Here is a 21667-nt window from a genome sequence, read left to right on the forward strand (position 1 = left end):
CTGTTCCATGAACCATTTCAACTACGAAAAGAAGTGCCGTTGTGACGTAGCTGTGAATGCGCGTCGGCTGCAGGCGCCGTTGTTCCAGACCATCCTTGTGGAAAGTCACTTCAAAGAGATTGAAAATACGACCAGTACAGGCCAGCACTTTAAAGCACACCAAAGGCCAGGTTACATCGAAATGTGGGGTTACAAAGACCGTATTATCGATTCTTAAATGAGGCTTTCACCCGAGGCTACAAGGAAAAAGTAGAGTGAGGACTTTCGTCTGTGGGGAGGATTCACTAGGTATCAATGATGAGGGAAAACCTCGGCGCGGGCAATTGATCATGTGGTCCGATCGCTGACGCGCAGGTCAGGCCGGTAAGTGTGAATAACCACGGTGTTTTTTTTCTGTTTAGGTATGAAGGCCGTGACTCTGTCATCGCGCAACCACGGTATAAAATAAATCCGGACTCAAAGAAATACACGGAAGGCGGCGTAAACAGGGAGAGAAAGCTGGTCGGCGTAGCAGGATTCGAACCTGCGACCCCTTCGTCCCGAACGAAGTGCGCTACCAGGCTGCGCCATACGCCGATGTGGTCGGTATTATACTGATCATAGTACTGAATGCCAGCCTCTCAACCCCCAGGGCCTGAGCGCATCGCTTACGCGATGAGGTCGTCGACCAGGGCGGCCAGATCGTCGAAGACCCTGACGCCGGCCAGCGGGCGTTTGAGCAAATGGGTCTCGGTGTCCCGGCCATTGCCGGTACGCACCAGGGCCACGTTGCAGCCGCCCGCCAGGCCCGCTTCCAGATCCTTGCGGCTGTCCCCCACCATCAGACTGCCCGCCAGCGACGGCAGAGCCAGGGCCTGCTGGATGGCGTACAACAACCCGGGCTTGGGTTTGCGGCAGTCGCATCCATCGTCCGGGTGGTGCGGACAGTAGGCGATAAAATCGATCCGACCACCGATCGCCGACACCAACGCGTTCAGCCGTTGATGCATGGCGTCGAGGTCGGGCACATCGTACAGGCCCCGGGCAATGCCGGACTGGTTGGTGGCGATGGCGACCCGGTGCCCGGCCTGGCAGAGGCGGGCAATGGCGTCGATGCTGCCGGGCAACGGGTGCCATTCATCCACGGAGCAGATGTAGTGGCCGTCATACGCGTTGATGACCCCGTCCCGGTCCAGAATGATCAGCATGGCGGGGGTCAGCCGGCGGCCGGCAGCAGGGAAATGTCCGCGACGCGCAGGAACAGGTTCCGGAGCTGGTTCAACAGCGCCAGCCGGTTGTTTCGTATGGCATCGTCGTCGGCCATCACCATGACTTCTTCAAAGAAGTGATCCACCGGCTGCCGCAGGGTTGCCAGTGACGCTAGGGCGGCACTGTAATCGCCTTTCTCGAACAGCGGCAGCACCGCGTCCGATTGCTCACTCACCGTGCTGGCCAGGGCCTTTTCCGCCCTGTCCTGCAGCAGGCTCGGGTCGACGGTTTCGCCGACCTGTTCCCCACCCTGTTTGGTCAGGATGTTGGACACCCGCTTGTTCGCCGCCGCCAGGGCCTGGGCTTCCGGCATTTTGCGGAAGGCCTCGACTGCTTTGACACGCTGGTCAAAATCGAGGGGCTTGGTCGGCCGGCGTGCGTGCACGGCAAGATACACTTCGGCACCAATGCCCTGCTCGTCGTAATGTGCCCGGAAACGCTCGAGCATGTAATCCACCACCGCAGAGGCTGGCTCGTTGGCCGTGAGCTGATGGAAGTTTTCCGCCGCCCACTCGCAGCAAGCCTGCAGATCCAACGGCAACTGGCGTTCAATGATGATGCGCAGCACCCCCAGCGACGCCCGGCGCAGGGCGAATGGGTCGCGGGTTCCGGACGGTGGCTGGTTGATGCCGAACAGCCCGACCAGTGAGTCCAGGCGGTCAGCGATGGCCACCGCACAGCCGGTCAGGGTTGCGGGCAGCTGGTCGCCGGCAAAGCGCGGCAGATACTGCTCGTTCAGGGCCTGGGCGACATCGTTGTGCTCGTCGTCATGGTGGGCGTAGTACTGGCCCATAATGCCCTGCAGGTCGGTAAATTCCAGCACCATTTCGGTGACCAGGTCGGTTTTGGCCAACATGGCGGCGCGCTCAGCCAATGCCGGATCGCTGCCAATGGCATCGGCGATGCGTTTCGCCAGCGCGGCGACGCGGACCGATTTGTCGTGCAGGCTGCCGAGCTTGTCCTGGAATACGATAGGTTTCAGGCGTTCTATCCGGTCGGCCAGTGGTGTTTTCAGGTCGGTCTCATAAAAGAAGGCGGCATCCGACAGGCGGGGACGAATCACTTTCTCATTACCGGCAATGACCTGAGCCGGGTCTTTGCTTTCCAGGTTGGCCACCGTGATGAACAGCGGCAGCATGCGGTCGTCGCCGTCCACCACGTGAAAGTACTTCTGATGCTCCTTCATGGAGGAGATCAACGCCTCCGCCGGTACTTTGAGGAAGCGCTCTTCAAAGCGGCCGAGCAATGGCACCGGCCATTCATTCAGCGAGGTCACTTCGTCCAACAGATCGTCATCAATAACGGCGTTGCCCTGGCCCTGCTGCTGGGCGATGGCGGTAACTCCGGCCCGGATTTTCTCGCGACGTTCGGCAAAGTCGGCAATCACCCACCCTTCTTTCTTCAATACGACTTCGTAGTCGTTGGGGGTTGGGATGATCAACGATTTCGGGCAATGGAAGCGATGGCCGCGAGTCTTGTTGCCGGGCGTCAGGCCCATAATGGGGGCGTCGATGATCTTGTTGCCAAGCAGCAGCAGCACCCAGTGTACGGGCCGCACGAATTCGGTTTTGTGGGCACCCCAGCGCATGCGCTTGGGAATGGGCAGCGCCGCCAGGGACTGTTCAATCAGGTCGGGCAGCAAATCCACCGTCGGCTTGCCCTGCTCGACCGTGCGGTACACGACCCAGGCGCCTTTGTCGGTTTCCATGGTATCGAGCTGGTCCGGGGTCACGCCCTGTGAGGTGGCGAAACCGGTCAGGGCGCGGGTCGGATTGCCGGCATCGTCAAAGGCGGCCTTCACCGCCGGGCCACGACGTTCAACGGCCTTGTCAGGCTGCGCGTCCGCGAGTTTACGAATACGTACCGCCAAGCGTCGGGGCGCGGCAAAGGCTTCGACCTTGCCATATTTAATGCCGGCGTTGGTCAGACCCTGCGTGATGCCACGGGTGAAGGCCTCGGAGAGTGTTTTCAAGGCCTTGGGTGGCAGTTCTTCAGTGCCCAGCTCGACCAGAAAATCCTGTGTTGCCATGATTAAGCGTTTCCTTTCTCGAGTTCGGATTCAGCCTTCGCCAGCATTTCCTGGCGCAGGGCAGCCGGTGCCATCGGAAAGCCCAAGGCCTGACGGCTGTCGAAATAAGCCTGAGCTACGGCGCGGGCCAACGTCCGGACGCGGAGAATAAAGCGCTGGCGCTCGGTCACTGAAATCGCGTGCCGGGCGTCCAGCATGTTGAACGTGTGGGACGCCTTGAGCACCTGCTCATAGGCAGGCAATGCCAAACCGGACTCAATCAGGCGCTTGCTCTCACGCTCATGGACATCAAAACTGTGGAACAGGAAGTCGGTGTCGGCCTGCTCGAAGTTGTAGGTCGACATTTCCACTTCCTGCTGGTGAAACACGTCGCCGTACGTGACCACGCCGTCCGGACCTTCGGTCCAGACCAGATCGTAGACGCTGTCGACGCCCTGCAGGTACATGGCAATGCGCTCGAGGCCGTAGGTCAGCTCGCCGGTAACCGGGTAGCACTCAATGCCGCCCACTTGCTGAAAGTACGTGAACTGGGTGACTTCCATGCCGTTCAGCCAGATTTCCCATCCCAGACCCCAGGCGCCCAGGGTGGGTGATTCCCAGTTGTCTTCCACAAAGCGGATGTCGTGAACCAGCGGGTCCAGACCCAAGGCCTTGAGTGAGTCCAGATACAGTTCCTGGATATTGTCCGGTGACGGTTTCAACACCACCTGGAACTGGTAATAGTGTTGCAGGCGGTTGGGATTGTCGCCGTAACGGCCATCGGTGGGACGACGGCTGGGCTGGACATAGGCGGCGTTCCAGGTTTCCGGGCCAATGGCGCGCAAAAACGTGGCGGGGTGAAAGGTACCGGCGCCGACTTCCATATCCAGGGGTTGAAGCACCACGCAGCCATGCTGCGCCCAGAACTTCTGCAGAGCCAGGATCAGACCCTGAAAGGTGTGTATGTCCTTACTTGCATCGATTGTTGCCATGTCTGTCACAACGATTGCCTGCTGAGCTGTCTGTGTGTCGCGCGGCGATTTGGCGGCCGCGCCTCGAAAGGCGGGTATTATACGCTGCTCGACTCGCTATTTCTAAGTCTGTGGTTTTTTCTGTGGGGTGTGGCGCAGATATCAGCGACGCCAGAACGCCGGGGTCAGCAAAACCAGTAGGGTAAAGACTTCCAGCCGGCCCAGCAGCATGGCAAAGCACAGCACCCATTTGGCTACGTCGTTCAGATCGCCGTAATGGTAGGTGACCTCCCCCAAGCCGGGGCCGAGATTGTTGATGGCGGAGCCGACGGCGGTCCAGGCGGTGACCTGATCAAGCCCGGTCGCCAGCAGGATCAACAGCATCAGCAGGAACATCACCATATACACGGAGAAAAATCCCCACACCGCCTGCAGCACCCGATCAGAAACCGGCCGGTTACCCAGCTTGACCGGGATGACCGCGTTCGGGTGCAGCAGGCGCTTGATTTCCCGGGAGCCCTGGCGGTAGATCAGCAGGATCCGGACCACCTTCATGCCGCCTCCCGTGGAGGCTGCGCACCCCCCCATAAATGCCATGATGAACAGCAGGAACGGCAGCATACTGGGCCACTGGGAAAAGTCGGAGGTCACGAACCCGGTGGTTGTGGCAATGGAGACAACCTGGAACATGCCCTTGGTGATGGCGGTGAACGGATCGAGCGTGGAGGTGACCACCAGGATCGTTATGGTGATGATGCTGACCGTCGACAGCGCCGCGACGTAAAAGCGGAATTCCGGGTCCTGCCAGTACAGCAGCGGATTGCGTTGGCGGAAGGCCATGAAATGCAGGGCGAAGTTGGCGCCGCTGAGAAACATGAAGACGACCGCAATCATCTCAATGGCGGCGTTGTCGAAATACCCAATACTGGCGTCGTGGGTGGAAAACCCCCCGATGGCGACCGTGGAAAAACTGTGTCCGATGGCGTCGAACCAACTCATGCCGGCAAGCCAGTAGGCCGAGGCACACACCAGGGTCAGGGCAACGTAGATGTACCAGAGCGCTTTCGCGGTCTCGGCAATGCGGGGTGTGAGTTTGTTGTCCTTGACGGGGCCGGGCACTTCCGCCCGGTACAGCTGCATCCCCCCGATGCCCAGCATGGGCAGGATCGCCACCGCCAATACGATGATGCCCATGCCACCCAGCCACTGCAGCTGCTGGCGATACCAGAGGATGGATTCCGGCAGCGAGTCGATACCGGTGATGACGGTGGCACCGGTGGTGGTCAGGCCGGAGACTGCTTCAAACAGCGAATCCACAAAGGTATAGGGGGCGTTGTTGCTTAGATAGAACGGAATCGAGCCCGCCATACTGAGCACCACCCAGAACAACGTGGTGACCAGGAAGCCGTCCCGTACCCGTAAGTCGCCGGCCACGTTGCGAAAGGGCAACCAGACAATCAGACCACTGACCGCGACGATGCCGAGGGCGTCAAGAAACCGCAGCCACTGGCCGTCGTCGAACAGCAATGAGATGCCCAGGGGCGGCAGCATGGTGATGCTGAACAGCATCATCAGAATACCCAATATTTTGGCGATGACCGGCAAGCGCATGAATCAGACAGCCCTGATCAAAAGAAGGTCAATCCGACCTGGAACAACCGTTCAACTTCCCGGATTCGGGACTTGTCCACCAGGAACAGAATCACATGGTCATCGGGTTGGACCCGGATGTGGTCATGGGCAATCAATACTTCGTTATGCCGGACAATGGCCCCGATGGTGGTGCCTTCCGGCAAGGTGATCTCATCCAACCGCTTGCCGACCACTTTTGAGGAGCGATGATCGCCGTGGGCGATCGCCTCGATCGCCTCAGCGGCGCCCCGGCGCAGGGAGTGAACATTGACTACGTCACCCTTGCGCACGTGGGTCAGTAGACTACCGATGGTGGTCTGCTGGGGTGAAATCGCGACATCAATCTCGCCCCCCTGAATCAGGTCCACGTAGTCGGGGTTGTTGATCAGGGTCAGGACTTTCCGGGCGCCCAGCCGTTTCGCCAGCAGGGACGCCATGATGTTGGCTTCGTCGTCGTTGGTGACGGCGCAAAAGACATCGGTACTTTCGATGTTTTCTTCCAGCAGGATGTCTTTGTTGGCGGCGTTGCCTTCCAGCACGATGGTTTTGCGCAGACTCTCCGAGAGCATCACGCAGCGTTCCCGGTTGCGCTCAATCAATTTGACCTGGAAGCGGCCTTCCAAACGGTGTGCCAGTCGCTGGCCGATGTTGCCGCCGCCGCAGATAAACACCCGTTTGTAAGGTTTTTCCAGTGGTTGCAGCTCGCTCATGACCGAACGGATGTGGTCGGCCCCAGCGATAAAGAAGACTTCGTCACCGTCCTCGATCACGGTGTCGCCCTGGGGAATAATGGGCCTGTCCTTGCGGAAGATCGCAGCCACCCGAGTTTCGGTCTTGGGCATGTGGGAGCGCAGGAATGACAGTTCGTGACCGACCAGTGGCCCGCCCTTGGTGGCGCGAATGGCCACCAGCCGCACCATACCCTTGGAAAACTCGAGTACCTGCAAGGCGCCGGGGTATTCGATCAGCCGGGTAATGTGTTGGGTGACTACTTGCTCAGGACTGATCAGTACGTCGACTGGAAAACCACCGGATCCGAACAGCTCTTTGCGGGCGAGATAAGCGTTGGCACGCACCCTGCTGATTTTGGTGGGGGTTTTAAACAGCGAGTAGGCGACCTGACAAGCGACCATATTGGTCTCATCGCTGTTGGTGACCGCGATCAGCATGTCCGCATCTTCCGCACCGGCCTGTCGCAGCACCGTTGGGTAAGAGCCCCGGCCCTGGACCGTGCGAATATCGAGCCGGTCCTGAAGTTCCCTCAGGCGAACACCGTCGCTGTCGATGATGGTGATGTCGTTGGCTTCGTTGGCGAGATTTTCCGCCAGCGTGCCGCCGACCTGGCCGGCACCGAGAATGATGATTTTCATGTCGCAACTACCTGATTGGACGAGAACATGATCGATCCCTTCATTCGTCTACACGCTCAAGGCACGCATAGAAAAAGCCGTCGTGAGATTCGGCGTCCGGCAGCAGCTGCCGGCCAAAACCGGTATCGATGCCCCAACTGAGCACCGGTTCCAACAGGCGGGCATCGGCCTGTTGTTTGAGAAACCGCTGGATTATACGGTGATTCTCCTGGGGGAAGACAGAGCAGGTGGCATACACCAGTCGCCCACCCGGTTTCAGGGTTTGCCACAGCGCCGACAGAATGCTCAGCTGCAATCCTGCCAAGGGCGTGATATCGGCCTCCCGGCGCAACAGTTTAATGTCCGGATGGCGGCGGATAACGCCACTGGCACTGCAGGGCACATCGGCCAGAATACGATCAAACGGTGTCCGGTCCCACCACTGTGAGGTATCGGCGGCGTCGGCCTCTTTCAGTGTGGCGTAAAGTCCCAGCCGGTCAAGGTTCTCCTGCACCCTGGGCAACCGATCGGCAGACTGGTCAATCGCCGTCACCGCCGCCAGGTCCGGGCACTGCTCCAGAATGGCACAGGTTTTCCCGCCCGGGGCGGCGCAGGCATCCAGCACATGCTGCCCCGGGGCCAGGTCCAGCAGCGTGGTGCAGAGTTGGGCGGCTTCATCCTGAACACTTACCGCACCATCGGCGAAACCCGGCAACCGGTCTACACCGCAGGGTTTGGTGAGCTGAATACCGTAGGGAGCATAACGGGTCGGCGTGGCCTCCAGGCCGGCGTCCTGCAACCACTGCAGATAGTCGTCACGGCTGATCTGGCTGGCATTCACCCGCAGGGTCATGGGCGCTTGCGCGTTGTTCGCCGTTAGTATCTGTTGCCAGGTATCGGGCCAGTTGTGGCGAAGCTTCTCCACCATCCAGTCGGGATGGCTGTATTGGGCAGCGGGGCCGGACACTGCCGGCTCGCCTTCCCGCTCGGCGGCTCGCAATACGCCGTTGACCAGGCCGGTCAGGTGCGGTTTGTCGAGTGCCCGGCAGGCCTCGACCGTTTCGTTCAGGATGGCGTAGTGAGCGTGTTGGCTGTGACGCAACTGAAACAACGCCACCAGCATCAGATGGTGCACCACGCGGTCGGGCTTGCGCAGCGGTTTTTTCATCCGTTGCTGCAATTCCGCATCGAGACGGTGAAACCAGCGACAGGTGCCATAGCACAGGGCCTGCAATTCCGGGCGTTCGCTTGGGGCCACGCCGGCCAGGCGAGGCGGCAGGCACTGAGACAGTGACTGACCATTCTCAACCGCCAGCAAAATCTCGGCGGCCAGGGCGCGAACGGGAAGATCAACGTGCGTCATACTCAACGTAACTCCTGGCCAGGCATGAGTAATGGCTTACCGCCATTGATCAGATCGCTGACCGACTGCGCACGACTCCCCGGCAGTTGGAGTTGTTCAATTCGCAGGCTGCCCTCACCGCAGGCAATATCGATGCCTTGGCGTGCCCGGGCGATGACGGTGCCAGGCAGCTTGCCACTGGTGTCGGCAAGCACGGAGGCCTGATGGATACGGAGGCGGTCCTCTCCGAGGTCGGCGTAAGTGCCGGGCCAGGGGTGAAAGGCTCGAATCTGGCGGTCAATATCGGTTGCCGACCGGGACCAGTCGATGTGCCCGTCCACTTTGGTGAGCTTGTGGGCGTAGCAGGCCAGGCCGTCATCTTGCGGTTCTGGGCTCAACGCACCTGCCTCCAGACCCGCCAAGGCTTGCAGGATGGCATCACCGCCAAGGTCAGACAGCCGGTCATGAAGACGGCCGCCGGTATCATCGGGCCAGATTGGCGTGGCTATTTTGACCAGCATGTCACCGGTATCGAGACCTTCAGCCATTTGCATGATGGTAATGCCGGTTTCGGCGTCTCCGGCGGCAATCGCACGTTGGATCGGGGCGGCCCCGCGCCAGCGTGGCAACAGGGAGGCATGGATGTTCAGGCAACCCAGGCGTGGTATGTCCAGCACCGCTCGCGGCAGGATCAGGCCATAGGCGGCGACAATCATGAGGTCTGGCTGTAATGCCGCCAGTTCGGCCTGGGCCTCGTCTGACTTCAGTCCTTCGGGTTGAAACACAGGCAGGTTAGCTTGCAGCGCGACTTGTTTGACCGGGCTGGGGCTTAATTTGCGTCCGCGACCCGAAGGCCGGTCCGGTTGCGAGTAGACCCCGACAATCTGGTGGTTATGCGCAAGCAATGCCTGCAAAGCGGTGGCAGCGAAGTCGGGCGTTCCGGCAAAAACAATGCGCACGGTCGTGGATCCTGTCTGAATGATTGAGTCGGTTGCGCCTGTAAAGATGGGTAAACCCCGTGTTGGTCGCTGTGGCCGGATACGAAAAGACCGGGCGTCCGCCCGGTCTGAGACTCGTTGTTTGAATACCGTGTTGAATCGGCGTCAGGCGCGAATCTTGTGCTGCTTTTCCAGCTTCTTTCGGATACGGGTCCGTTTCAGCGGGCTGAGATAGTCAACAAACAGCTTGCCTTTGAGGTGGTCCATCTCGTGCTGGATGCACACCGCAAGCAAGCCGGTGACTTCTCGCTCGTAGGGTACGCCGTCCAGCCCCAGAGCCTTGAGGCGAACGTGGTCAATGCGCGTGACCTCCTCGTAGAAACCCGGGACAGACAGACAACCTTCCTGCATTTCCTGATAGTCGCCGGCCAGTACTTCCACTTCCGGGTTGATCAGCACCAGTTGTTCGCTACGGTCTTCCGACAAATCGATAACGATCACCTGTTTGTGCACGTTCACCTGCGTGGCGGCCAGGCCAATGCCCGGCGCATCGTACAAGGTCTCAAACATATCGTCGACGAGCTTGAGGATATCGTCCGTTACCGTTTCTACCGGCTTGGCGACGGTGCGCAACCTGGGATCCGGGAATTCAAGAATGTCTAAAATCATGGCTCATCTGGTCTTAATCGGGTTTCGGTATCATCACTGAAATGCGACGGTGTACTGCGCATTTTCCCTGCGTCGTAACTATGATGGTCGGGACGAGAGAAAAATATTCAAGTGAGTTCTCAACGCTATACTTCTATTATCCCTTATCTTGGCCATTGAGTACAAACTGAGCAGTTATAGATAGAATTTACTGGAAGAACAAAAGATAACATCACAATTTGCCAGACTTCTTCTATAGTAGAGTAATAATTCCGTTTAAACGGTCTGGATGCAGAGACAGAACCGTACGATAAAGGCACGCGATCAAGGACTTAGACAATGAGGAAACTGCTGTACGCTCTGGCGGCAACTATGCTGCTGATAACTACCTGGGCGCAGGCGGCCGGCCCTGAATTCCGGTCCGACCACCCCGAGCGGTACACCGTCGTAAAAGGTGACACGCTTTGGGATATTTCATCCCGGTTTCTGAACAATCCCTGGTATTGGCCGGAAATCTGGCACGTGAACCCCCAGGTCAGTAACCCCCATTTGATTTATCCCGGCGATGAACTGGCGCTGGTCTATATCGGTGGTAAGCAACGAATCACCAAGGTGGCCAGTAACGGGGTCGTGAAACTGTCCCCGCAGGTGCGCTCGCAACCTATTGATACGCCCATTCCTGCGATCCCTCTGGATGCCATCAGCAGCTTCCTGACGGATACCCGTATTGTGACCGCGGAACTGCTGGAAGGTGCCCCTTATGTCTTGGAGGGTGAAGACGGCCGTATCGTGACCGGGGCCGGCGACAAGATCTACGCCCGGGGTGACAAACCTGCCAATAAAGTGGGTGTGTTCCGTCGCAGCAACGTGTACACGGACCCCGAGACCAATGAGTTTCTCGGTCTTGAAGCCCGTGCCATTGCCCAAGGTGATGTGACCGCTGACAGTGGCGAGGTACTGACCGTCCTGCTCAAGCGTTCAAGCGAGGAAGTCCGCATTGGCGACCGCCTGCTGGTGAGCGAAGACCGTGCTATCAATACCACGTTCACCCCAAGCGCACCGGAAAACGACGTTGAAGGTGAGATGATTTCGGTCGATGGCGGTGTCACTCAGATCGGCCAGTACGATGTGGTGGTGATCAACCGCGGTACCCGTGAAGGTCTGGATGTGGGCAATGTGCTGGCGGTGTTCCGCAGTGGCAACCTGGTCCGCGATCCGGTGACGGGTGAGACCATCGAGTTGCCCGCCGAACGGGCGGGTCTGTTGATGGTCTTTCAGACCTATGAAAAGCTCAGCTACGGCTTGGTGCTGAAAGCATCCCGGCCACTGACCATTGGTGACCAGGTACGCAACCCCTGAGCGTTTGCCCCCAGCGGCGGTGAGTGAGGCTTTGCAAGCAACAGAATAAGCGGTAGTCGGGTCACCGGCTGCCGCTTTTTTATGACCGGCCCCGACCGGTCGAACGCCAGGATGGCCCCCGACGATCAAAGGACAGATCATGCCCCGACCCGAATCCATCGACAGCGTTCCTGCTGTTGCCTCATTGTTTGACGACCCGCAGGCGCCCTGGCTGGTGCTCTCCCGACTGCCCCGGATGGGCGTGCGGCGTTGGCAGGCGGTACGTGACCATCTGGACTCGCCCCAAGAGCTGCTGAGCATAGGCTACGCCACACTCAAAGCCCTGAATCTGGACCCGGCGACGTGTGACATGATTGCCGCGTGGCAAGCTCGTGATGCATGCCATGCCGGACTGGCCCGGGTGGCGAGCATCTGGCAGCAATGTCGGCGTGACGCCATTGAGTTGGTGACCTGGGGGTGTGCCACGTATCCGGATGCCTTGCGGGTGATCCACGACGCCCCACTTGCACTCTATGTGAAGGGTGACTCGGGCTTGCTCAACCGTCCGCAACTCGGCATGGTTGGGAGTCGAAACGCCACTCGTGGGGGGCTGGATCATGCCCGCCACTTCGCCGCCGCACTGAGCCAGCAGGGTTATCTGGTGACCAGTGGGCTGGCGCTCGGCATCGACGGCGCGGCGCACGCTGGCGCGCTGGATGCGGGCTACCCGACCGTGGCGGTCATTGGCACCGGGGTGGATGTGATTTACCCGAGACAACACGGTGCCCTCACCGCTCGGATCGCGGACCACGGCGCCATTGTGTCTGACCTGCCACCGGGGACGCCGCCCAAAGCCGCCTACTTTCCCCAGCGTAACCGGATCATCAGTGGCTTGAGTCGCGGGGTGCTGGTGGTTGAGGCCAGTCCGAAAAGCGGGTCACTGATTACCGCCCGACTGGCACTGGAGCAGGGGCGTGAAGTGTTTGCCATTCCCGGGTCGATTCACAACCCGCTGGCGCGTGGCTGTCATCAATTGATTCGCCAGGGCGCCAAGCTGGTTGAGTCGGTGCAGGATATCGAAGAGGAGCTTACAGCCTGGTGGTCCCACGACCGGACCGAGAATGCCCCCAATTCGCCGGTTAAACAAACTCTGAAGGACCCGCCGAAACACGGGTTCAGCGCGCGTGTGTTCCCGAGGTCTCCGGCGTCGGGCGGGATCGGGCCGGGATCGGGTGAAGCCGCGGCAGTAACGGTCCCGGGGCCGGCCAGTACGGACCCGGATCAACGCCTGTCAACCCATCTCGATGATCGCGAAATCGCGGTCCTAAAGGCATTAGGGTATGATCCGGTTTCGACGGATGCGCTGTGTGTATTGACCGGCCTGCCCGCCGATCAATTGATGCAATCCCTACTGCTGCTTGAGGTCGAAGGCCTGGTGGATTCCGCTCCCGGGGGCTTTTTGAGGGCTGTCTGAACCATGCAACTCAACGAAAATGATGAGCCGATGAACCGTACGACAACCGTTTTATCTCCTTGGCGCCAGCGCCAGCTCCGGCACACGATCAAGGCCGGAGGTGTGATTGCTTACCCCACCGAAGGGGTCTGGGGCTTGGGCTGTGATCCCTGGAACCCGGCGGCAGTGGAGCGGCTGCTGGCGCTGAAGCAGCGTCCCGAGCATAAGGGCTTGATTCTGGTGGCCGCCTCCGTGCAACAAATTCAGTTTTTATTGACCCCGCTCAATGACGCCCAACGCAACCAGGCTATACAGTACTGGCCCGGACCGGTGACCTGCCTGCTGCCAGACGTGGCAGGCCAGATACCGGCCCAAGTCCGCGGCGCCCATTCGTCCATTGCCGTACGGGTCAGTGCCCACCCGCTGGTGCAGGCGTTGTGTGATGCGGTGGGACACCCACTGGTCTCCACTTCCTGCAACCCTGCCGGCCGCCAGCCGGCTCGTCATCCGTGGCAGGTGCGCGGGTATTTTGGCGCCGGCATCGACCAGTTGATTGCCGGGGCGTTGGGCGGACAGAATAAACCCAGCCAGATCGTCGATATTGCCACCGGCCGCTGGCTTCGTTAGGAGATTTCCAATGGCATTACCCGACATCGAAGCGGTTCGTCAGTATTTACTGACCCTGCAGGACACGATCTGTGAGCGTCTATCCGCAGTGGATCAGCGTAAGACGTTTGAAAAGGAATCCTGGACCCGGCCCGAAGGTGGTGGGGGCATCAGTTGTGTGATCACGGATGGCGCGGTGTTCGAAAAAGGCGGCGTCAACTACTCGCATGTCATGGGGGCCACCATGCCGCCGTCGGCAACCGCCCACCGGCCGCACTTGGCGGGGGCGCCCTGGCAAGCCATGGGGGTATCGTTGGTGATGCACCCAACGAACCCTTACGCGCCGACCGCGCACGCCAATGTGCGTTTTTTCGTGGCGACCCCCCCGGACAGTGAGCCGGTCTGGTGGTTTGGCGGTGGCTACGACCTGACGCCCTACTATGGGTTTGATGCCGATTGCGCGCACTGGCACAAGACCGCCAAAAATGCCTGTGACCCGTTTGGTGAGCAGGTGTATCGGGATTACAAACGTTGGTGTGACGAGTATTTTTACCTTCGCCATCGGGAAGAGCCCCGGGGTATCGGAGGGTTGTTTTTTGATGATCACAACAGTGGCGACTTTGATCGGGATTTTGCCCTGATGCGGGCGGTAGGCAGCAGTTTTATTGAGGCCTATGAACCCATTGTGATGCGCCGCAAGGACCACCCTTACGGTGACCGGGAGCGGGATTTCCAACTTTACCGGCGTGGGCGCTACGTCGAGTTCAACCTGGTGTATGACCGCGGCACGTTATTCGGTTTGCAGTCCGGCGGCCGCACCGAGTCGATTCTGATGTCACTGCCGCCGCTGGTGCGCTGGGACTACAACCGGGCGCCTGAACCGGGCAGCGAAGAGGCCCGGCTAACGGAACACTTCCTGACCGCCCGCGATTGGCTGGAGGCAGACCATGGCGAATGATATCTACGCCGTGGTGGGCCACCCGATCAGCCACAGCAAATCTCCCCGCATTCACAGCCTGTTCGCCGAGCAGACCGGCGAGGCGGTGGAGTACACGGCCATTCAGGCGCCGTTGGACGGGTTCGAGAGCACGGTTACGACCTTTTTCAGTCAGGGTGGGCGAGGCCTCAATGTCACCGTGCCCTTCAAGGAGCAGGCGTGGCGAATGGCGGCCCGACGCACCTGGCGCGCCGAGAAGGCGGGCGCGGCCAATACGCTCTATCTGGACAGCGAAGGCGTGCTGACGGCGGACAACACCGACGGTGCCGGACTGGTCCGGGACTTGCGGCATAATCATCAGCTCCCGTTGGCGGGCCAGCGTATTCTGGTACTGGGTGCCGGGGGTGCGGTGCGGGGTGTATTGGGGCCGTTGCTGGCGGAGCGGCCTGCGGCCGTGGTGATTGCCAACCGCACCGCTGCGAAAGCTCAGGCCTTGGCGGATCTGTTTGCGGCAGACCGAGCTGACACTGAACTTACAGGTTGCGGGTTTGACGGTCCGGACAGCGCATTTGATTTGATTATCAATGGCACCAGTGCGAGCTTGCAGGGTGACGTACCGCCCATTGCCCCGGCGGTTGTTGGCCCGGACACCACGGTGTACGACATGATGTATGCGCCGACGTTGACGGCGTTCAACCGCTGGGCTCTGGAGGCGGGCGCGGCCCGGGCCCTGGACGGTTTTGGTATGCTGATTGAGCAGGCCGCTGAATCCTTCCAGGCGTGGCGTGGCGTGCGGCCCGATACGGCGCCGGTGATGGCAGCGTTGCGAGATACGGTGGGCTGATTTAGCTCACATAGGCTACGCTTTAGCGGATGTTTCCCGTTGAGAGGTAAGGCTTACCCATGGATATATTGACCCTGGTCGGGTTAGTCGCTGGTGTGGTCATCGTAATACTGGCGATGCTGGCCAATGCCTCGCTGTTAACGTTCCTCAACCTGCCCGGGTTGGCGATCGTGCTGGGCGGCACGTTTGCGGTGACCCTGGTGAAGTTTCGCCTGCCTTCGGTGTTGGGGGCTTTTCGCCTCGCCTTCGCCACCGCCTTTACCGACCGTATGGAAAGCCCTACCCGATTGATTCAGGAAGTCAGCGCCCTGGCGCGGTTGGTTCGCAAAGAGGGGATTCTGGGGCTCGAAAGCCACCTGACCAAGAACGCGTTCCTGCAAAAGGGCATCAACCTGTGTGTTGACGGCCATCCTCCGGAACTTATTGAGGAGGCCATGGCCCAGGATATCCAGCAAACCATGGAACGCTACGAAGTCGCCGAACGAGTGTTCCGCGGCATCGGTGAGTCGGCGCCGGCCATCGGCATGCTGGGCACGTTGGTGGGGCTGGTCCAGATGCTGAACACCCTGGACGACCCTGCTTCGATCGGTCCTGCAATGGCGATTGCGCTGCTGACCACCCTGTATGGCGCATTCATCGCCCAGTTAATTGCGCTGCCCCTGGCGGACAAACTGCAATTGAAAGCGGAAGACGAACAGCGCAATCGTTTGTTGGTGGCGACCAGCATCCAGAACATCATGCAGGGGCAGAATCCACGGGTCATGACCGAGTTGTTGTCGTCGTTCGTCACTCCGGACCAGCGGGCAGCGCTGGCCGGAGAGCGGGAGGTATAAGCGGGTGGCCGCACTCCGACCGCCCCGTCGTCGGAAAGCGGGAAACGGCACGCCGGCGTGGATTGTGACGTTTGCCGATCTGGCCACGTTGCTGCTGACCTTTTTTATACTGTTATTGTCTTTTGCCGAGATGGATATTGAGAAATACCGTGCCATGGCCGGCTCGATGGCGGTGGCGTTCGGTAGCAGCAACGTACTGGATCCAAGCCTCGGTGGGTCACCTATTACCCTGATTGAAAGCGACACGGTGTCACTGCCCGAACCCTCGCCGGCGACGGTTGAAGTACCGGAATTCATTGATGAGCGCAGCGAGTTGGATGCACCTACGGAAGTGCCCGGAGGGATCGTCGATCTTGCTTCCCGGTTGATCAGCGAGTTGGAGCCGGAGGTTGCCGCCGATGCGCTGACCGTTAATTACGATACCGAGAAGGTGGTGATCCGGTTTTCCGAAGGCGCCACTTTCAGGTCTGGCCAGGCCACCATCAAAGACGGCATGATCCCGATTATTGAACGCGTCGTGAGCGTGTTGGCCAGTTGCACCGGTGAGGTGATGGTGGCGGGCTATACCGATGACCGGCCGATCGTGAGCAGCCGCTACCGGTCCAACTGGGATCTGTCGGCCGCCCGCGCCGTGTCTGTGGTCCATGAACTGGTGCTGAACCGTCAGGTATCGGCCGATCGGGTGACGGCGGCCGGTCGCGCTGAGACCAACCCCCTGGTCCCCAACGACAGCATTGAGAACCGGTCACGCAACCGTCGGGTCGAGATAGCGATTCGTGATCCGGCCTGTGACCCGGCCACCTCCAGCAGCCAGTTACCGGTCGAGATCCTGCCTTAGCCCCCGCTGGGCTTATGACCTCTGGTATGCTCCTCATAGGCAATTCGTATAAACAAAACGCTGTCGGGTCGGTATACTGTCGCCCCTTTGAATGACACGCAGACTAAGAGTGACACCATGAGCGGACCGGAAAAACCAAAAGTAATCGGCGAAGAATGGAGCGATGAGCGGGTCAAAGGTTTCCTGTTTCTCAGCCCTTATGACGCCCGCATCAATCCGGATTTCCACGTCCTGATCAAGGCATATCAAGCCATGCGAGCGGGGGATTTTGAGCGCTTCATCGGTTTCTTTACCGCCGCCGGGCGTGATTTGAATGGCACCAACGAAAACGGTGAAACCATTCTTGACCATATTCTGCAGCACCGCCGCAGTGTGGAATACGCCAAGGCGTTGCAAGCCGCCGGTGCAAAGACGGCCGCAGAAGCCGGGCAGTAAACCCGGCTTCGCGGTTGCCATCAGGTCAGTGAACTTCGACCTCGATGGCTTTGGGCTGGACGGGTTCGGCCTTTTTCAGGGACAGTGACAGCAAACCGTCCTTGAAGTGGGCCTGAATGCTGGATTCGTCGATATTGTCCGGCAACGTAAAGCGGCGCAAGAAGCTGCCATACAAGCGTTCGGTCCGATGCAGCTTCTCATCGGATTGTGCTTCCACTTGATGGCGTTCGCCCTCAATGCTGAGCACACCCTCGTGCACGGTCACCTTCACGTCTTTCTTGGTCAGCCCTGGCAATTCCGCTTCGATAACAAAGAGGTCCTTACCTTCCCGGATATCAACGGCGGGCGCCCAATCACTGCGGCGAATAAGGTCCCTGCCCTCGCGTTCGCCATTCGTGCGGGCCAAACCGAACTGACGATTATAGCGATCCAGCAAATCCTCGAATTCGCCGATTGGGTTCCAACGTGTGAATGTGGTCATGAGAAATTCCTCCTACGAACCTGAGATCATGGTTTGATTTCAGCTTCGCTCCCGGAACGTCCCATCTCAGTGGCGCCTACTGGACGGTCTGTCCGTGAACTCTGCTTATTCTCGACAATAGGACCACGGAAAAGAATTTCAAGGGTGGGAAATGAGGCCGTGGACAACTCAGGCGTTAGCCACGACCTCATTGACGCTATGAAACGGACCCGTCGTCCGCCAATTTTCGACGCAGGTGAACCTTGTCGGCGGCTTTTTTGCGGGTGCGCAGATTGAGAATCTCGACCCCGAACGAGAACGCCATGGCGAAATAGATGTAGCCTTTCGGAATGTGCATATCAAAGCCTTCACCCAACAACGCCACGCCGACCAGTATCAGAAAACTCAGGGCCAGCATCTTGATGGTGGGGTGATCGTCGACGAATTCTCCGATGGGTTTGGCCGCCACCATCATCACCCCAACGGCCACCATCACCGCGATGACCATCACCGCAATATCGTCGGCCATGCCGACGGCGGTGATCACCGAGTCCAGACTGAAGACAATGTCGATAACCGCAATCTGCGCCAGGATAGCGGCCATGCTGGCGGTCGCCCGGCCGGCGCCGCCGTGTTCCTCCTCGCCCTCCAGACTGTTGTGGATCTCATGCACACTTTTACCCAATAGAAACAGCCCGCCCAGAATCAGGATCACGTCCCGGCCTGAGATCGCCTGCGCCAGAACCGTAAACAACGGGGCGGTCAGGGTCATGACCCAGGCCAGCGAAAACAGCAGCATGACGCGGGTGATCATGGCGAGCCCAAGGCCAATCAGGCGGGCTTTATTGCGCTGGTGGGCCGACAAACGGGCAACCAGGATGGAGATGAAAATAATGTTGTCGATGCCGAGCACGATTTCCAAGGCAATCAGCGTCGCCAGGGCGACCCAGGCTTCCGGGTTGTTGATCCACGTGAACCATTCCATGAAGACAGCTTCCTGTGTAAGTTTAGTCTGAAAGATAATCGTTTTTGAGGCGTACGTAATTGGCCGCAGTGTAAGTGAAAAACCCGCGTTCGTCGTCGCTCAGGGCGCGTGCCTGTTTACACGGGCTGCCAACGTAGAGGTGGCCGGACTCGAGGGTTTTACCGGGGGGCACCAGGCAACCGGCGGCCACGATAACGTCGTCTTCGACGACGGCGCCGTCCATGATGATACTGCCCATGCCCACCAGTACCCGGTTGCCGATGGTGCAGCCATGGAGCAGGGCTTTGTGGCCGACGGTGACATCGTCGCCCAGGGTGAGTGGCCAGCCACCGGGATTGAAATCGCTGGCGTGGGTAATGTGGAGTACCGAGCCATCCTGAATACTGCACCGAGACCCGATACGGATGCGGTGCATGTCGCCCCGGATCACCGTCATCGGCCAGACGGAGCAGTCCTCCCCGAGTATGACATCGCCAATGATTACGGCACTGGGGTCAACCCAGGTGCGCGAACCAAAATTTGGCGTGGTACCCTTGTGAGATCGAACATTCGCCATTACATATACCCTTGTATCGCACATGAATCGATACCTTGAATGTATCGAAGGGAGTTTCTGGCAAGGTGCTGTCCCATCAATATTAGGTGATTGGCCGCTTGCCAGAGATTCTCTAAATTACCTGACATCCTAAATACTGAGAAGGGGTCCTATGAACAATCCGCTGCTGACCAACGAGCTTCTGCCACGCTTTGACCATGTCAGAACCGAGCACATGGAGTCGGCGATTGACCAGATTCTCAGCGATAATCGTATGCAGATCCAGAACCTGGCCAGTCAGCCGGACCCCACCTGGGATACTCTGGCGCAGCCCATGCAAGGCCTGGAGGATCGTCTGAACAATGCCTGGTCGGTGATTTCTCACCTCAATGGCGTGATGAACAGCGACGAGCTGCGCACGGTTTACAAAAATTGTCTGGAAAAGCTGACCGAATACAGCACTGAGCTGAGCCAGAACACCGAGCTGTGCAATGCGTACAAAAAACTGGCGGACCGCGATGACTTTAGCGGGCTTGATGAAGCCCAGCAGAAAGCCATTAACAATACCCTGAGGGACTTTCACCTCGGGGGTGTGGACCTGCCCCCGGAGCAAAAAACCCGCTACGCCGATCTCAAACGCGAACTGGCGGAACTTTCCAATCGATTCAGCGACAACGTGCTGGACGCCACTCAGCATTGGCAGCGGCATATTACCGACGCCAGCGAACTGGCGGGGTTGCCGGAAACGGCGCTGGCGGGTGCCGCCCAGGCGGCAAAGCAGCGTGACCTGGAGGGTTACCTGATTACCCTGGACTTCCCCAGCTTTTACCCGGTGATGACCTACTGCGACAACCGTGCGTTGCGTCGTGACGTCTACGAAGCCTTTGTGACCCGGGCCTCGGACATGGGCCCGGATGCTGGCACCTGGGATAACACCCCGGTCATGGCGGAAATTCTCAAGCGCCGTCATGCCCTGGCCCAACTGTTGGGTTTCAAACACTACGCCGAGCGCTCGCTGGCCACCAAGATGGCCCGCAGTGAGGACGAGGTGCTCGGTTTTCTCAACGAGCTGGCGAAAAAATCCAAGCCCATTGCCGAGCAGGACATGGCAGACTTGCAGGCGTTTGCCCGCGAGACCCATGGTGTTGAGGAATTGGAAGCGTGGGACATCGGGTATTACAGCGAAAAACTGAGTCAGCAGCGCTACGATATTTCGCCTGAGGCGCTGCGACCATGGTTCCCGGTCGACCGCGTGGTGCCTGGCCTGTTTGCCGTTGTTGAGCGTCTGTTCGGGGTTCAGATCGAGGCTCAACCGGAGGTCGAAACCTGGCATCCGGATGTCACTGCCTACTGCATCAAGCGTGATGATGAGACGGTGGCCTGGTTCTACTTCGACCTGTTTGCCCGTCAGGGTAAGCGCGGCGGCGCCTGGATGGCGGATTGCCGGGTGCGCTGGCGCGACATGCGGGGCCACCTGCAATTACCGGTCGCGTTTCTGACCTGTAATTTCACTCCGCCGGTGGACGGGAAGCCCTCATTGCTGACTCACGATGAGGTAACCACACTGTTTCACGAGTTCGGCCACGGGTTGCACCACATGCTGACTCAGGTCGAGGTTGCCGAGGTATCCGGTATCAACGGTGTGGCCTGGGATGCGGTGGAGTTACCCAGTCAGTTTCTGGAAAACTGGTGCTGGGATCCGGCGTCGTTGGCGTTGATCGCGCAGCACCATGAAACCGGGGAGCCGTTGCCGGAAGACATGCTGAACAAACTGCTGGCGGCCAAGAACTTCCAGTCGGGCATGCAGATGGTCAGACAGCTTGAATTCTCGTTGTTCGACTTCCGCCTGCACGCTGAGTTTGAAGACACCGCGCCCACCAACCCGCTCGACATGCACCGTCAGGTGCGCGATGAGATTGCGGTGGTCAAGGCACCGGCGTTCAACCGCTTCCCGAACAGTTTCTCCCACATTTTTGCCGGCGGTTATGCGGCCGGTTACTACAGCTACAAGTGGGCGGAAGTGTTGGCAGCGGATGCGTTCTCGTTGTTCGAGGAACGGGGCATTTTTGACCCCGAAACCGGCAAGGCGTTCCTGCACAACATTCTGGAACGGGGCGGTTCACAAGAACCCATGGAGCTGTTTAAGGCGTTTCGGGGCCGCGAGCCCAGGGTTGATGCCTTGCTTCGGCATACCGGGATCACCCCGCAAGCAGCCTGAGCCGAACATACGTGGGCACTGCACACTGCCAGTAGCGGTGCCCGCAGTG

General features: G+C 59.4%; 20 protein-coding genes and 1 tRNA gene. 9 read left to right on the forward strand and 12 right to left on the reverse strand.

Features of this window, described 5'->3' with window-relative positions; genetic code table 11:
• Positions 1-499 precede the first annotated feature (499 nt).
• From GRX64_RS15470 to def, 9 genes are all read right to left on the reverse strand, one after another.
• A tRNA-Pro gene (locus GRX64_RS15470) sits at positions 500-576 on the reverse strand.
• A gap of 71 nt (positions 577-647) precedes the next feature.
• Positions 648-1187 (reverse strand): D-glycero-beta-D-manno-heptose 1,7-bisphosphate 7-phosphatase, encoded by a 540-nt coding sequence (gene gmhB / locus GRX64_RS15475; RefSeq protein ID WP_166268646.1) that lies wholly within the window; start codon positions 1185-1187, stop codon positions 648-650.
• Between the two features lie 8 nt (positions 1188-1195).
• Complete coding sequence (gene glyS, locus GRX64_RS15480; protein ID WP_166268647.1) at positions 1196-3277, reverse strand: glycine--tRNA ligase subunit beta; 2082 nt, start codon at positions 3275-3277, stop codon at positions 1196-1198.
• 2 nt (positions 3278-3279) lie between these two features.
• The gene (gene glyQ, locus GRX64_RS15485) at positions 3280-4248 is read right to left on the reverse strand and encodes a glycine--tRNA ligase subunit alpha (protein ID WP_166268648.1); all 969 of its coding nucleotides are present in this window, start codon (positions 4246-4248) and stop codon (positions 3280-3282) included.
• A 141-nt stretch (positions 4249-4389) separates the two neighbouring features.
• Positions 4390-5838 (reverse strand): TrkH family potassium uptake protein, encoded by a 1449-nt coding sequence (locus tag GRX64_RS15490; RefSeq protein ID WP_166268649.1) that lies wholly within the window; start codon positions 5836-5838, stop codon positions 4390-4392.
• Between the two features lie 17 nt (positions 5839-5855).
• Positions 5856-7229 (reverse strand): Trk system potassium transporter TrkA, encoded by a 1374-nt coding sequence (gene trkA / locus GRX64_RS15495; RefSeq protein ID WP_166268650.1) that lies wholly within the window; start codon positions 7227-7229, stop codon positions 5856-5858.
• Between the two features lie 40 nt (positions 7230-7269).
• Entirely contained in the window at positions 7270-8571 is a 1302-nt protein-coding gene (gene rsmB / locus GRX64_RS15500; RefSeq protein ID WP_166268651.1) for a 16S rRNA (cytosine(967)-C(5))-methyltransferase RsmB, read from the reverse strand.
• A gap of 2 nt (positions 8572-8573) precedes the next feature.
• A complete protein-coding gene (gene fmt, locus GRX64_RS15505; protein WP_166268652.1) occupies positions 8574-9509 on the reverse strand; it encodes a methionyl-tRNA formyltransferase in 936 nt (311 codons plus the stop codon).
• A 144-nt stretch (positions 9510-9653) separates the two neighbouring features.
• A complete protein-coding gene (gene def / locus GRX64_RS15510) occupies positions 9654-10157 on the reverse strand; it encodes a peptide deformylase (RefSeq protein ID WP_166268653.1) in 504 nt (167 codons plus the stop codon).
• A 318-nt stretch (positions 10158-10475) separates the two neighbouring features.
• Between def and GRX64_RS15515 the strand changes: the two genes are divergently transcribed.
• The 8 genes from GRX64_RS15515 to GRX64_RS15550 all read left to right on the forward strand — a co-directional run bounded on the left by GRX64_RS15515 (position 10476) and on the right by GRX64_RS15550 (position 17420).
• Positions 10476-11495: a LysM peptidoglycan-binding domain-containing protein gene (locus GRX64_RS15515; RefSeq protein ID WP_166268654.1), complete on the forward strand. Its 1020-nt coding sequence runs from the start codon at positions 10476-10478 to the stop codon at positions 11493-11495.
• A gap of 139 nt (positions 11496-11634) precedes the next feature.
• Positions 11635-12948 carry a DNA-processing protein DprA gene (gene dprA, locus GRX64_RS15520; RefSeq protein WP_166268655.1) on the forward strand — a complete coding sequence of 438 codons (1314 nt, stop codon included), beginning with the start codon at positions 11635-11637 and terminating at the stop codon, positions 12946-12948.
• A gap of 30 nt (positions 12949-12978) precedes the next feature.
• Positions 12979-13554, forward strand: coding sequence for an L-threonylcarbamoyladenylate synthase type 1 TsaC (gene tsaC, locus GRX64_RS15525; RefSeq protein ID WP_166268840.1), 576 nt, complete (start codon positions 12979-12981; stop codon positions 13552-13554).
• Between the two features lie 10 nt (positions 13555-13564).
• On the forward strand, positions 13565-14491 hold the full coding sequence (gene hemF / locus GRX64_RS15530; RefSeq protein ID WP_166268656.1) for an oxygen-dependent coproporphyrinogen oxidase: 927 nt from the start codon (positions 13565-13567) through the stop codon (positions 14489-14491).
• The gene (gene aroE, locus GRX64_RS15535) at positions 14481-15314 is read left to right on the forward strand and encodes a shikimate dehydrogenase (RefSeq protein WP_166268657.1); all 834 of its coding nucleotides are present in this window, start codon (positions 14481-14483) and stop codon (positions 15312-15314) included. The genes hemF and aroE overlap by 11 nt, the downstream gene beginning before the upstream one ends.
• 59 nt (positions 15315-15373) lie before the next feature.
• Positions 15374-16147: a MotA/TolQ/ExbB proton channel family protein gene (locus GRX64_RS15540; RefSeq protein ID WP_166268658.1), complete on the forward strand. Its 774-nt coding sequence runs from the start codon at positions 15374-15376 to the stop codon at positions 16145-16147.
• Positions 16148-16151: 4 nt separating this feature from the next.
• On the forward strand, positions 16152-16985 hold the full coding sequence (locus GRX64_RS15545; protein WP_166268659.1) for a flagellar motor protein MotB: 834 nt from the start codon (positions 16152-16154) through the stop codon (positions 16983-16985).
• A 117-nt stretch (positions 16986-17102) separates the two neighbouring features.
• On the forward strand, positions 17103-17420 hold the full coding sequence (locus GRX64_RS15550) for a PA4642 family protein (RefSeq protein WP_166268660.1): 318 nt from the start codon (positions 17103-17105) through the stop codon (positions 17418-17420).
• Positions 17421-17445: 25 nt separating this feature from the next.
• Here GRX64_RS15550 and GRX64_RS15555 read toward each other — a convergent pair whose 3' ends face one another.
• The 3 genes from GRX64_RS15555 to GRX64_RS15565 all read right to left on the reverse strand — a co-directional run bounded on the left by GRX64_RS15555 (position 17446) and on the right by GRX64_RS15565 (position 19421).
• Positions 17446-17901, reverse strand: coding sequence for an Hsp20/alpha crystallin family protein (locus GRX64_RS15555; protein ID WP_166268661.1), 456 nt, complete (start codon positions 17899-17901; stop codon positions 17446-17448).
• A 196-nt stretch (positions 17902-18097) separates the two neighbouring features.
• Complete coding sequence (locus GRX64_RS15560; RefSeq protein WP_166268662.1) at positions 18098-18865, reverse strand: TerC family protein; 768 nt, start codon at positions 18863-18865, stop codon at positions 18098-18100.
• 22 nt (positions 18866-18887) lie between these two features.
• Positions 18888-19421 (reverse strand): gamma carbonic anhydrase family protein, encoded by a 534-nt coding sequence (locus GRX64_RS15565; RefSeq protein WP_166268663.1) that lies wholly within the window; start codon positions 19419-19421, stop codon positions 18888-18890.
• Positions 19422-19572: 151 nt separating this feature from the next.
• On the opposite strand from GRX64_RS15565, the gene prlC reads away from it, so the two are divergent.
• Entirely contained in the window at positions 19573-21618 is a 2046-nt protein-coding gene (gene prlC, locus GRX64_RS15570) for an oligopeptidase A (protein ID WP_166268664.1), read from the forward strand.
• Positions 21619-21667 lie beyond the last annotated feature (49 nt).

Source organism: Marinobacter caseinilyticus (assembly GCF_011074955.1).
In the GTDB taxonomy this organism is placed as follows: Bacteria; Pseudomonadota; Gammaproteobacteria; order Pseudomonadales; family Oleiphilaceae; genus Marinobacter; species Marinobacter caseinilyticus.